Origin of the sequence: Azospirillum sp. (assembly GCF_035628975.1) — a bacterium.
In the GTDB taxonomy this organism is placed as follows: Bacteria; Pseudomonadota; Alphaproteobacteria; order Azospirillales; family Azospirillaceae; genus Azospirillum.
In genome coordinates this window covers 14,708-26,914 of record NZ_DASPIS010000015.1, presented here as the reverse complement: position 1 = coordinate 26,914, position 12,207 = coordinate 14,708, and the positions used below count along the sequence as shown (strand labels likewise).

Here is a 12,207-nt window from a genome sequence, read left to right as displayed (position 1 = left end):
GAACGGTACGCGGCCCAAGCCCTTACGGCAAGAAGGTTTTTGGCGATGCGGCGAGTTGTTGCAACCGCTCTAGTTGCACTGCCCGATCGAGCTTTCCGCACAGATGTGCGTGCCGTCGGTCCAGCGGGCGCCCGACAGGTCGGCGTTGCGAAGATCGGTGCCGGACAGCTTGGCCCCGGTCAAGTCGGACCGCACCAGCGACGCCCCCACCATCTTGGCATTGCGCAGGTCGGCATCGCGGAAACTGGCGCCGGCGAGGTTGGCCCGGGTGAAATCGGCCTCGATCAGCCGCGCTCCGTCGAAGATCGCCCCCGGCGCCGTGCTGCTGACGAACCTCGCGCGATAGCCGTCGGCGTCGGTCAGCTTGGCCTGCCCCAGATTGGCCCGCTGAAAGGTCGCATCGCGCAGCATCGCGCCGCTGAGGTCGACCCCGGTCAGTGTCTGTCCCTCCATGGAACAGCGCCGCCAGTTGACCTTCGGCTGCGCCGCCTCGGTACAGGCGGCCAGCGCCGGCCCGGCGGAAAGAATGGTGACAACCGCGGCGGCCAGAAGAGAGGCGGAACGGAGCCGATTGGCGAGGGCGTTCTTCATTCCTCGATAGATGGGGGCATTGCCCGTGAACTCAAGCTCGGCCCCTGTCGGATTGGGCCTGGATTCAACCGTGCCACCGCCCGTCCCGCCTGAGGCGGCCAGGGACCGGCCGCATGGGCTGCCGCCTGTTCGGCGAGAGCCGCCGCAACCGCCGACGGGAACGGGCAGGTCTTGTGGTTGCCCAGATCGACGTGCAGCAGCATGAACTCCGCCGTCGCCGCCAGCCACCCGTCTTCCGCATGCCGCATCTCGTGGAACAGATGCAGCCGCTTGGCGTCCGCGCCCAGAACCAGCGAGTCGAAGCGGAGCGGCGCCCCTTCCGTCACCTCGCGGGCATAGGTCAGGTGGGCATCGACGACGAAGACCGATCGGTTCTCCGCCGCCACATAGGCCTTGCCGATCCCGAACCGGTCCAGCACGGCATCCGTGGCATGGTCGAAGGCCAGCAGGTAATAGGCGACGTTCATGTGCCCGTTGTAGTCGATCCACTCCGGGCGGACGGTCTCGCGGTGGAGGTCGAGGGGGGTGGCGGTCATGAAAGAGGTCCATTCGCGGGATAGATGGCCGCTGCGATGCTGTCCCGCACGGCCTCGATCTCGTCCAGCCAGCCGCAAACCTCTTCTACGGTCGGTTCGTCCGTGACATCGCCCGCCTCACCCGGATACCGGTACAAGGTGGCATAAGCGGTGAAGCGGCCAAGGGGCAGCAAGCGGTCCCTTACTGGCAGATCGCGGGGGACGCGCATAACGAGGGAATCGATATCGTGGGAGCGGGGCACATCCTGTCCCAGCCAGACCAACACCGCTTTGACCAGCTTTTCAGCGGCTTGCTGGCAATGGTAAGCGGCGGCGGTGACGATGGGCGCCGGAACTGACAGACAGGCTCGCCCGGCACGCAGATCCAGGGATGCTGTCGCCAGCCATGCTTCGGGTCCGACCCTAAGGTCCATAGACCTGAACCCCCTCATGCGTGGCCTTGTAGCTCAATGTACCGACCTGATCCTTGTTCGCTTCGAAAAAGGAGCGCCGGCATGGCACGATGTCCGCCGGGATGCCGGTCCCGGCCTTTGCCGCATGGGCGAACACAGCCGACCGCCGCTCCTTCGGCGCGTCGTCGGGTACGATCACCAGCAGGTCGTAGTCGCTGTCCTCATGGAAGTCGCCGCGCGCCCGGCTGCCGAACAGGTAGACGGCTTCCGGCTCCAGGGCCGGCACGATCCGGTCCAACAGGAGTTGCAGCTTCTCGTCGTTCCGTGCGTCGACCATGCCCATGGAAATCCTCCGCTGCCCATCCTAACACGGAACGGGCGGCGGAGGATCAACGTCGAAGTCAGGTCCTCAGACCGAGAAGTACTTGGCCCGCGGGTGGTGCAGGACGATGGCGGACGTGCTCTGCTCCGGATGCAGCTGGTCCTCGTCCGACATCTCGATGCCGATGCGGCCGGCGTCCAGCAGCTTCAGAAGCTGTTCCTGGTCCTTCAGGTTCGGGCAGGCCGGATAGCCGAAGCTGTACCGGCTGCCGCGATAGGACTGCTGCAGCAGCTTCTCCTTGTCGCGGCTATCCTCGACGCCGTAGCCCAGCTCCGCACGGATGCGGGCGTGGACATATTCCGCCATCGCCTCGGTCATCTCCACCGACAGGCCGTGCAGGTAGAGATAGTCTTGATAGCGGTTCTCGGCGAACCACTCGCGCGCCACCTCGGCGCAATGCTGGCCCATGGTGACGACCTGAAGACCCAGAACGTCACGCTCGGGATCGGTCACGTCGCGCAGGAAGTCGGCGATGCACTCGCCATCCTCCTTACCCTGGCGGGGCATGGTGAAGCGGGCGGCCTCGGTGGTGCCGTCCTCCTCGAACAGGATGACGTCGTTGCCGTCGGCCGCCGCCTTCCAATAGCCGTAGACGGCGGTCGGGCGCAGGATTTCCTCCTTCGCCGCGATCTGGAGGATGCGGTCGAGCACCGGCCGCAGCTCTTTCTTCGACCACTCCTTGAACTCCTCGAAGGACTTGCCGTCCTTCCGGTAGCCCCATTGCAGCTGATAGAGCATGCGCTCGTTCAGGTATGTGACCAGCGTCTTCAGCGGCACATGGTCGATCAGCTTCGGCCCCCAGAAGGGCGGGGTCGGCACCGGCACGCCTTCGGCCAGACGATGGCGGCGGGCGCGGACGGCGTCCTTGTCCACCGGGCCGGTGGCGGCGCTGGTGGCCTGCCCCAGCACGCGGCGGCGGTTGGTCGCCTTGCCGGCGCGCTTGGCCTGCTGGATGGCAAGCTGCTGGTCGAAGCTGCCCTCCACCACCTTGTCCATCAGGGTCAGGCCGTCGAAGGCGTCGCCGGCATAAGCCACGCGGCCGGAGCCGTAGGACGCCACGCAGTCGCCCTCGACATAGGCGCGGGTCAGGGCGGCGCCGCCGAGCAGGACCGGCACCTCCAGCCCCTCGCGGGTCATCTCCTCCAGGTTCTCGCGCATCACCACGGTGGACTTCACCAGCAGGCCGGACATGCCGATGGCGGTCGCCTTGTGCTCCTTGGCGGCCTGAATGATGGCGGAGACCGGCTGCTTGATGCCGAGGTTGACGACCTTGTAGCCGTTGTTGGTCAGGATGATATCGACGAGGTTCTTGCCGATGTCGTGGACGTCACCCTTCACGGTGGCGAGAACCAGCGTGCCCTTCTGCTGGCCCTCCACTTTCTCCATGTGCGGTTCCAGCCAGGCGACGGCGGCCTTCATCGTCTCCGCCGACTGCAGGACGAAGGGAAGCTGCATCTTGCCGGCGCCGAACAGTTCGCCGACCACCTTCATGCCGTCGAGCAGGTAGGTGTTGATGATTTCCAGCGGCGGGTGGGTCTTCATCGCGTCGGCGAGGTCATCCTCCAGCCCGGTGCGGTCGCCGTCGACGATGCGCTCCTTCAGCCGGTCCTCCACATTCTCCGCCCGCGCCTTCTTCTTGGCGTCCGCCGCCTTGCGGCCTTCGAACAGGGCGATGAAGGCGTGCAGCGGATCGTACCCTTCCGCACGGCGGTCGAAGATCAGATCCTCGGCGGTCTTGACCTCGTTTTCCGGGATCTGGTGCAGCGGCAGGATCTTGGAGACATGGACGATGGCGCCCGTCATCCCCTTCTTCACCGCATGGTCGAGGAAGACCGAGTTCAGCACATGGCGCGCCGCGGCGTTCAGGCCGAAGGAGACGTTGGACAGGCCCAGGATGATCTGGCAGCCGGGCATCTCGCGGGCAATCGCCTCGATGCCCTCCAGCGTCCAGATGGCGAGCTTGCGGTCGTCCTCGTTGCCGGTGGCGATGGTGAAGGTGAGCGGGTCGAACAGCAGGTCGGACGGGGCGAGGCCGTACTCGTTCACCGCCAGATCGTAGAGCCGCTTGGCGATGGCGAGCTTGCGGTCGGGCGTCTTCGCCATGCCCTCTTCGTCGATGGTCAGGGCGATTACGGCGGCGCCGAACTTCTTGGCCAGCGCCAGACGCTTGCGCGCCGGCTCCTCGCCGTCCTCGAAGTTGATCGAGTTCAGGATCGCCTTGCCGCCATACAGCGCCAGCGCCTGCTCCAGCACGCCGTACTCGGTGGAATCGACCACCAGCGGCGCCGTGACCGAGCCGACGAAGCGCGACATCACCGCGTTCATCTCCGCCACTTCGTCACGACCGACGAAGGCGGTGCAGACGTCCAGCGCGTGGGAGCCTTCCTTCACCTGCTCGCGCGCCATCTCGACGCAGCCGTCCCAGTCGTTCTTCTCCTGCAGCTCGCGCCACTTCTTGGAGCCGTTGGCGTTGCAGCGCTCGCCGATGGCGAAGAAGGCATTCTCCTGGCGCAGTGTGACCTGGGAGTAGAGCGAGGCAACCGCCGGCACCCAATGGACGGTGCGGCCCTTCGGCGCCGGACGGTGCGAACCGGCGGGCGCCAGCTTGCGCAGCATCTGGTTCGCCGCCGCAATGTGGGGCACGTTGGTGCCGCAGCAGCCGCCGACGAGGTTCACCCCGTCCTCCGACACGAAACGCTCCAGCCAATGGGCGAAATCGTCGGCACGGAGCGGGTAGTGCGTCTTGCCGTCCACCAGTTCCGGCAGGCCGGCATTGGGCTGGACCGAGATCAGGCCCGGCCAGTTCTGCGACAGCCAGCGCACATGCTCGCTCATCTCAAGCGGGCCGGTGGCGCAGTTCAGGCCCATCAGCGGCACGTCCAGCGCCTGGATGACGGTGGCGGCGGCAGCGATGTCGGTGCCGACCAGCAGCGTGCCGGTGGTCTCCACCGTCACCTGGACGAAGACGGGGGTGTCGGATTTGGCCTCAAGCCGGGCGCGCTTGATGCCGTTGACGGCGGCCTTGATCTGCAGGGGATCCTGGCAGGTCTCCACCAGGATGGCGTCCGCCCCGCCGGCAATCAGGCCGGCGGCCTGGACATAGAAGCTGTCTTCCGCCGGCTGATAGGCGATGTGGCCCAGGCTGGGCAGCTTGGTGCCCGGCCCGATGGAGCCGATGACGAAGCGCGGCAGCCCGTCCTTGAAGCTTTCCGCCGCCTCGCGCGCCAGCTCGACGGCGCGCTGGTTGATCTCGAAGGCCTTCTCGGAGATGCCGAACTCGCCCAGCGTCACCGGCGAGGCGCCGAAGGTGTCGGTCTCCACCATGTCGGCGCCGGCTTCGAAATAGCCGCGGTGGATGTCGCGGACGATGTCCGGGCGCGAGAGGGGCAGGATGTCGGTGCAGTTCTCGTGCCCCCAGTAATCCTTCTCGACGTCGAGGTCGAGCGCCTGGATGCGGCTGCCGAACCCGCCGTCGCAAAGCAGAACGCGGTCACGCAGGGTGTCGAGGATGTGGGGCATGGGAATGCGTCTTGTCCGTTATTTGGCGGGTTCGGGGCAGAGAAGGCGGGGTCAGGTGAGTCCGTGGCGGCTGGCGGGCCACCATCCGGAATCGAGAAGCTGGTCAAGAGAATAGGGACAGGCGGTCGGCAACGGCCCCGCGGCCTCGCCATCGCGTGCCAATCCGTGAGCCGCTACCGGTTGAGCGGTTTCGAAGATGTCCGGCAGGTCGATCTTGCCACGCAAGCTCGGGCTGGCCTTGAGGTCGCGCCTGATCCGGCCGCGATGCTCGATCACCGACGCTTTCCATCCGTCGCGCGGATCGGCGGCCGGGGAGTATTCCAGCTTCAGCAGATGTTCGATCACACGGACCAGCGCGCTTTCGACCGCACGCAATTCCGACCGGCCCATGCTCTCGATCTCCTCCGCGACATTCTCCCAGTCAATGGGCGTGTTGATGCGCTCGCGCGATGCCTCGCGGAGCAAGCGGGCCTGCTCCTCGGTCCAGGCGAGGAAGTCGGTGTCGTATCCGATCCGGCTGTCCATCACGTCAGCCCTCCAGCCCATGGCGGTTCACCGGCCACCAATCCGGATCGCGCAGGTCCTCCAGAGCATAGGGGCACTCCTTCGGCAGCGCGTCGATGGCGATGCTGTCGTCCTGGCAGGCATCGTCGCGGCCGTCCAGCCACGCCTTCGCCAGGATTTCAGCAGGCCAGCGCTGCAGGCTCGGATGCTCCTCCAGCTTGTCGTCCAGATGACGGCGGGCCTTGGTCACGGAGATCCGCCATTTCCGCCGCGGATAGGGATCGGGCGAATATTCGAGTTTCAGGAGATGTTCGATCACCGTGGCGAGATGACTGCGGATTGCGTCCTTGACCTGCCCGCCCATGATGTCGAGTTCCTCGGCGATGTGCTCCCAGTCGATGGGCGAGTTCGAGCGCTCGGTCGCCGCTTCGCGCAGCAGCCGCGCCTGTTCCTGGGTCCAGGCGTAGAAGTCCGTGTCGTATCCGATCCGGCTGTCCATGGCATCGCCCTCCCGCGCCCCGTTCCGCTGCTCAGTTCCGCCGCCCCAGCATAGCACAGGGCGGCGTCCGGCGCCCTACCCCGCCACCGGCGCGGCGGCAGCGGTGGCTTTCGCCTTCACGCCCAGCATGCGGCAGATGGCGATGGTCAGGTCCGACCGGTTCAGGGTGTAGAAGTGGAAGTCGTGCACGCCACGCGCCTGCAGTTCCTGGCACTGCTCGGCCGCCACGGTGGCGGCGACGAGATGGCGGGTCTCCGGGTCGTCGTCCAGCCCCTCGAAGGTCTCGGCCAGCTTCGCCGGCATCGACGCGCCGCATTTGCCGGCGAACTCCACCGCGCGGGCGAAGTTGGTGATCGGCAGGATGCCGGGCACGATCGGCACATGGATTCCGGCCGCGGCACAGCGGTCGAGGAAGCGGAAATAGACGTCGTTGTCGAAGAAGAACTGCGTGATGGCGCGGGTGGCGCCGGCATCGACCTTACGCTTCAGGTTGTCGAGGTCGAATTGGGCGCTCGGCGCCTCGGGATGAGATTCGGGATAGGCGGCGACCGAGATCTCGAAGTCGGCGATGCGCTTCATGCCCGCTACCAGATCGGCGGCATAGGCATAGCCGCCGGGATGCGGCTCGTACCGCCCGCCGACGCCGCCCGCGGTCTCCGGCGGGTCGCCACGCAGGGCCACGAGATGGCGGATGCCGGCATCCCAATAGGTTCGGGCGATGGCGTCGATCTCGTCGCGGGTGGCGCCGACGCAGGTGAAGTGGGCGGCGGCCGGGATGCCGGTCTCCGCCTGGATGCGGCAGACGGTGGCGTGGGTGCGCTCGCGGGTCGAGCCGCCGGCGCCGTAGGTCACCGACACGAAGCCGGGCGACAGCGGAGCCAGCCGCCGGATCGACTGCCACAGGCTCTGCTCCATCTTCTCCGACTTGGGCGGAAAGAACTCGAAGCTGATGGAGGGCAGCGCAGAGGTGGGCGCGGTCATGACGGGACTCCGCTGAGCGAGTGGGCGGGCTTCGGGGAAGAAAGTTGAGTTCCGGCGGCAAGGCGGGTGGCCGGCCAGATGGAGACGGTGAGCGGATCGCCGGGCAGATGCACCACCGGGCCGCAATCCAGGCCGGACTGGCGGCACCAGCCGGCGACCTCGGCGTCCGCGAAGCCCAGGCGGCGGTGCGCATGCTCCTCGCGCAGGGCTTCCAGATGATGGGGGGCGAAATCGACGACCAGCAGCAGCCCGCCGGGGCGCAGGACCCGGGCCGCCTCGGCCAGAACGCCGGCCGGCGATTCGGTGTAGTGCAGCACCTGATGGATCACCGCGGCGTCGAAGGAACCGGAGGGAAAGGGCAGCTGGTACATGTCCGCCTGCCGGACATGGCAGTGGCGAAGCCCCGCCTCCTCCAGCCGGTTGCGGGCGACGGTCAGCATCTCGCGCGACTGGTCTACCCCGATCGCACGGTGGACGCGCCGGGCGAGCACCTCCAGCATCCGTCCGGTGCCGGTGCCGATATCCAGCAGCTCCTCCACCCCCTCTTTCGGGAACAGGCGCAGCAGAGCGGCCTCGACCTCGCCTTCCGCAACGTGAAGGGAGCGGATTTCGTGCCAGCGCGCGGCATTCTCACGGAAATAGGCGGCGGCGATCTCCGACCGGGAGCGCTTGATCGCCTCCAGCCGCTCCAGATCGAGCGTGAGCGTCGGATCGTCGTCGGGGATGGCGTCGACCAGCACGCGCGCCAACTCGGCCGATTGCCCCTTCTCGGCAAGGCGGTAGAAGGCGAAGGTGCCCTCGCGGAAGCGGTCGAGCAGCCCGGCGTCGCACAGAAGCTTCAGATGGCGCGAGACGCGCGGCTGGCTCTGTCCCAGGATATGGGTCAGTTCGGTCACCGTCAGCTCGCCGTGCGCGCAGAGCGCCAGCAGCCTCAACCGCGTGGTCTCGGCCGCCGCCTTCAGCGTCGCCAGCAGATCGTCCATCGCCTTACGTCCGATTCGGGCCAGGGAGGGGTGCGGCCGGCCGGCGCACCATGCCCCGACGACCCGGATACAGATATAAAGATATCTTTATGCGTCGTAAACCGCTTTTCGCGGACGGTCGCCTTCGCATTGGTCACGGCGGTGGCCCGGCCCCTGCCCGACCGCCCGGTCCGAGATCGAATGCGGTGGCGCGCAAGCTCTCCGGCACCACTGCGGCCAAGCCGTCACGATCGCCGCGCTGCCGCGCAGGCTAAGAGTGCCCATGCTGGTCAAACCGCAAAGCCTGTGTTAGGTGATGAAACGGTGGAAATTCTGCGATATCTCGCCCAATCTTCCCCCCGACCGCGTAGCCACCTTGCCAGGGTTGAGGACATCCGCCATCGGAGTCTTCGGTTGTGGACAGGACATGCGGCGACCCGCACCGAGTCGAGCCCACTGATAAAGAGCCGTCGCACATGAAGCTGGCCAGCCTTTCCCGCTCCCTCCTCCGTACGGCCACCGTCGTGGCATTCGCCCTGACGGCAACGGCCTGCGCGACCAACCCGGGCGACTCGGGCGCGACGGACGCCGCCTATCAGGTCAACGATCCGCTGGAGATCCCCAACCGCTTCGTCTTTGCCGCCAACGAGGCGGCGGACATCCTGGTGATCCGTCCGGCGGCTGAGGTTTACGTCGGCGTCGTGCCCGATCCGGTGCGCGACGCGATCCACAACTTCATCGACAACCTGATGTCGCCGCTCTACATCGCCAACAACCTGCTGCAGGGCAATGTGGACGGGGCGTCGCACGCCACCGGGCGCTTCCTGACCAACACCATCCTGGGCGTGGGCGGCCTCGCCGACGTCGCCACCCAGGCCGGCATCCCGAACGCGCCGGAGGATTTCGGCCAGACTCTGGCGGTGTGGGGCGTGGGTGACGGCCCGTACATCGTGCTGCCGCTGCTGGGTCCGTCGAACCTGCGCGACACCGCCGGCTATGCCGTCGACACCGTCGGCGATCCGGTCCGCATCTGGGCCTACGGCACCGACCACAAGGGCATGCTGGTGACCCGTTCCGTCGTCAGCGCCGTCGACCGCCGGTCCGAGATCCTGAAGGAGGTCGACGACCTGCGCCGCAACTCGCTGGACTTCTACGCCACCGCGCGCAGCCTGTACCAGCAGCAGCGCCGTGCGGCGATCTCCAACAACAAGGCGTCGGCCGCGCCGGAGTTCCCGGACTACTCCACCCCGCCGAAGCCCTGATCCCGACCGCATGGCTTCTCCGCCTGCCGGCACCTTTCCCCGAACGGGAAGCGCGCCGGCGGGACCGCCGGACGCCTATGGATTTCGGATCCCCGAGGTCACAGGACCCCCAAAGGCCACATGACCGTTGACAATGCCGCGGCAACCGCCACCTTTCGCCCTACCATGCTGACACGCCGTAATTTTGTCGCGTGCGCTGCCCTGCTCGCGGTGAGCGGTTGGGCCGGGCACACCCTCATCTCCCCCGCCGCCGCGCAAGGCGCGGACCAGGGAGCCAGCGCGTTCATCCAGAAGCTGGGGAACGACGCCATCGCAACCTTCTCGGACAAGAGCCTGTCGCGCGATCAGGCGATCCAGCGCTTCCGCACGCTGCTGTACGCCGGCTTCGACGTGCCGTACATCGGCCGCTGGGTGCTGGGCCGCTACTGGAACAGCGCCAACGAGGCTCAGCGGGCCGAGTACCAGAAGCTGTTCGAACAGCTGATCGTCAACACCTACGCCGAACGGTTCGTCGAATATTCCGGCGAAACCTTCAAGATCGTCGGCACCTCCCCGGCCGGCGAGGCGGATACCATGGTGACGACCCAGATCGTCCGCCCCAACGGTCCGCCGGTGAATGTCAGCTGGCGCGTCCGCAAGGCGGGTGCCGACTTCAAGATCATCGACGTGGTGGTGGAGAATGTCAGCATGGGCGTGACCCAGCGGCAGGAATTCGCCTCCGTCGTCGAGCAGAACGGCGGCCGCATCGACGGCCTGATCCAGGCCCTGCGCCAGAAGGTCGGCCGCGCGGGCTGATCCGCCCAGCGGCGAAGCAGACAACCGGTCGAGGCCGCCTTCCCCAGGGGAGGCGGCCTTTTCCATGCCCGGCCGCTGCTTCCGCCCCCGGCGACGCTGGCCCGCCGCTCAGAATCCGTGACGCGACTGCCCGAACGGGCTATCGTTGCGCCGACGCTCCTGTCTTTCGTCATACGGTGGATCCGGGAACCCACGCCATGGCCGAACGCGATCCCAAAGAGATCGACGAACTCCGGACGATCATCCAGGCGCATCAGGCGTGGCTGAAGCGGCCGTCCAGCGGCCGTCGCGCCGACCTCAGCTTCCGCGACCTCTCGCGGCTGAATCTGGAGCGCGTGTCGCTGGCCGGGGCCAAGCTGGCCGGGGCCAATCTCAGCAGCACCCGCATGGTGAAGGCCGACCTGTCGCAGGCCGACCTGTTCGGCGCCGACATGGAGGCGGTGAACCTGTCGGGCGCCATCCTGACCGGTGCCGACCTGCGCGGGGCCAACCTGCACCGCGCGCTGCTGACCGACGCCAACCTGCGCGGCGCCGATTTCCGGGCCGGTGAACTGGTCGACAGCGGCGGCCCGGACGGCAGCCAGACGACCCGCGGCACCGGCACCACCCGGCTGACCGAAGCCAAGATGGAACGCTCGATCCTGGCCGGCGCCAACTTCAGCGGCTGCGACCTGACCGGTGCCGACCTGAACGACGCCGACCTGACAGGGGCGGAACTGACCTCGGCCGTGCTGATGGGCACCGATTTCTGCGGGGCCAACCTGGACGGGGCCGTGTTCGGCAACACGGTGATGGATCATGCCACCCTGACCCGCACCTTCATCCCCTTCGCCCTGCCGCCCGACGCCATCGTCCAGCCCAGCTACACGGCGATGCCGGTGGCCGAGTTCCTGGAACTGGTGGAGCGGCACGAACGCTGGGTCGACAGCGGCGGCGCGGAGGGCGCGCGGCTCGACGTCGACCTCGTGTCGGTGGCGGGGGCTGATTTGCATGGCCGCACGCTGGCGGCCGCCCGGCTGCGCCGCTGCCGCCTGCCCGGCGCCCGCCTGACCAAGGCCAGCCTGGAAATGGCGGAGCTGTCCTACATCGACCTGGATGAGGCCGACCTGCGCGACGCCGTGCTGCGCGGGGCCACCCTGCGCCGCGCCTATCTGGCGCACACGCTGATGAACGGGGTGGATGCCCGGCCGGTGCCGCTGGCCGGCGGCCGCGACTGGCCAGCCAATTTCGAGGGCGCCGACTTCTCCGACGCCGACCTGCGCCAGTCCACCATGGGGCCGGCGGTGGTCCGCGGGGCGAATTTCCAGAATGCGCTGACGGACGGGTCCGGCATCGACGTGCCCAGCGCCTCCAGCCCCTTCCCGCCGCCGCCGCCGGAAGAGCGGCGGCGCCAGAAGCGCTTCGTGCGTCCGGGCATGGTCGTCCACACCGAACATGGCAGCTTCCCCGCCCGAAACTGGTCGGTCGGAGGCCTGTGCCTGCTGGCGGTGTACCAGCCCTATCGGCGCGGCCAGACCTTCCAGGCCCGCGTGGTGCTGGCCGACCGGCAGGAGGTGGCGGCCGTCGCCAACCTCGTGGTGCTGCATCGCGACGAGGAACGCGGCCAGCTGTCCGTCCGCTTCCACCAGTATGGCGACGACCTGAAGGCGCTGCTGAAGACCGCCTTCCTGGAACATCAGCGGATGGCCGGCTGAGCTGAAGGTTCGATGCATCTGCCCTTGATCGTTCGATTTGAAAGGATCGTTGATTCCTCGGAACGATCAGGGGGAACGATCCACAAGAGG

The 12,207-nt window shown here is 67.4% G+C and carries 12 protein-coding genes; 3 read left to right on the top strand and 9 right to left on the bottom strand.

Features of this window, described 5'->3' with window-relative positions; translation table 11 throughout:
• Positions 1–69 precede the first annotated feature (69 nt).
• The 9 genes from VD964_RS03240 to VD964_RS03200 all read right to left on the bottom strand — a co-directional run bounded on the left by VD964_RS03240 (position 70) and on the right by VD964_RS03200 (position 8,387).
• Positions 70–591 (bottom strand): pentapeptide repeat-containing protein, encoded by a 522-nt coding sequence (locus VD964_RS03240; protein ID WP_324865512.1) that lies wholly within the window; start codon positions 589–591, stop codon positions 70–72.
• Entirely contained in the window at positions 588–1,127 is a 540-nt protein-coding gene (locus VD964_RS03235) for a thioesterase family protein (protein ID WP_324865510.1), read from the bottom strand. The genes VD964_RS03240 and VD964_RS03235 overlap by 4 nt, the downstream gene beginning before the upstream one ends.
• Complete coding sequence (locus VD964_RS03230) at positions 1,124–1,540, bottom strand: HEPN domain-containing protein (RefSeq protein ID WP_324865508.1); 417 nt, start codon at positions 1,538–1,540, stop codon at positions 1,124–1,126. The genes VD964_RS03235 and VD964_RS03230 overlap by 4 nt, the downstream gene beginning before the upstream one ends.
• Positions 1,530–1,856 carry a nucleotidyltransferase domain-containing protein gene (locus VD964_RS03225; protein WP_324865506.1) on the bottom strand — a complete coding sequence of 109 codons (327 nt, stop codon included), beginning with the start codon at positions 1,854–1,856 and terminating at the stop codon, positions 1,530–1,532. The genes VD964_RS03230 and VD964_RS03225 overlap by 11 nt, the downstream gene beginning before the upstream one ends.
• 72 nt (positions 1,857–1,928) lie before the next feature.
• The gene (gene metH / locus VD964_RS03220) at positions 1,929–5,420 is read right to left on the bottom strand and encodes a methionine synthase (protein ID WP_324865504.1); all 3,492 of its coding nucleotides are present in this window, start codon (positions 5,418–5,420) and stop codon (positions 1,929–1,931) included.
• Positions 5,421–5,471: 51 nt separating this feature from the next.
• Positions 5,472–5,945 carry a DUF29 domain-containing protein gene (locus VD964_RS03215; protein ID WP_324865502.1) on the bottom strand — a complete coding sequence of 158 codons (474 nt, stop codon included), beginning with the start codon at positions 5,943–5,945 and terminating at the stop codon, positions 5,472–5,474.
• 4 nt (positions 5,946–5,949) lie between these two features.
• Positions 5,950–6,423, bottom strand: a complete 474-nt coding sequence (locus VD964_RS03210) for a DUF29 domain-containing protein (protein ID WP_324865501.1) — start codon at positions 6,421–6,423, stop codon at positions 5,950–5,952.
• Positions 6,424–6,498: 75 nt separating this feature from the next.
• Positions 6,499–7,404 (bottom strand): methylenetetrahydrofolate reductase [NAD(P)H], encoded by a 906-nt coding sequence (gene metF / locus VD964_RS03205; RefSeq protein WP_324865499.1) that lies wholly within the window; start codon positions 7,402–7,404, stop codon positions 6,499–6,501.
• Entirely contained in the window at positions 7,401–8,387 is a 987-nt protein-coding gene (locus VD964_RS03200; RefSeq protein ID WP_324865497.1) for a metalloregulator ArsR/SmtB family transcription factor, read from the bottom strand. The genes metF and VD964_RS03200 overlap by 4 nt, the downstream gene beginning before the upstream one ends.
• A gap of 455 nt (positions 8,388–8,842) precedes the next feature.
• On the opposite strand from VD964_RS03200, the gene VD964_RS03195 reads away from it, so the two are divergent.
• From VD964_RS03195 to VD964_RS03185, 3 genes are all read left to right on the top strand, one after another.
• Positions 8,843–9,628: a VacJ family lipoprotein gene (locus VD964_RS03195; RefSeq protein ID WP_324865495.1), complete on the top strand. Its 786-nt coding sequence runs from the start codon at positions 8,843–8,845 to the stop codon at positions 9,626–9,628.
• Between the two features lie 210 nt (positions 9,629–9,838).
• Complete coding sequence (locus VD964_RS03190) at positions 9,839–10,423, top strand: ABC transporter substrate-binding protein (RefSeq protein ID WP_324865493.1); 585 nt, start codon at positions 9,839–9,841, stop codon at positions 10,421–10,423.
• A gap of 197 nt (positions 10,424–10,620) precedes the next feature.
• Complete coding sequence (locus tag VD964_RS03185; protein WP_324865491.1) at positions 10,621–12,117, top strand: pentapeptide repeat-containing protein; 1,497 nt, start codon at positions 10,621–10,623, stop codon at positions 12,115–12,117.
• Positions 12,118–12,207 lie beyond the last annotated feature (90 nt).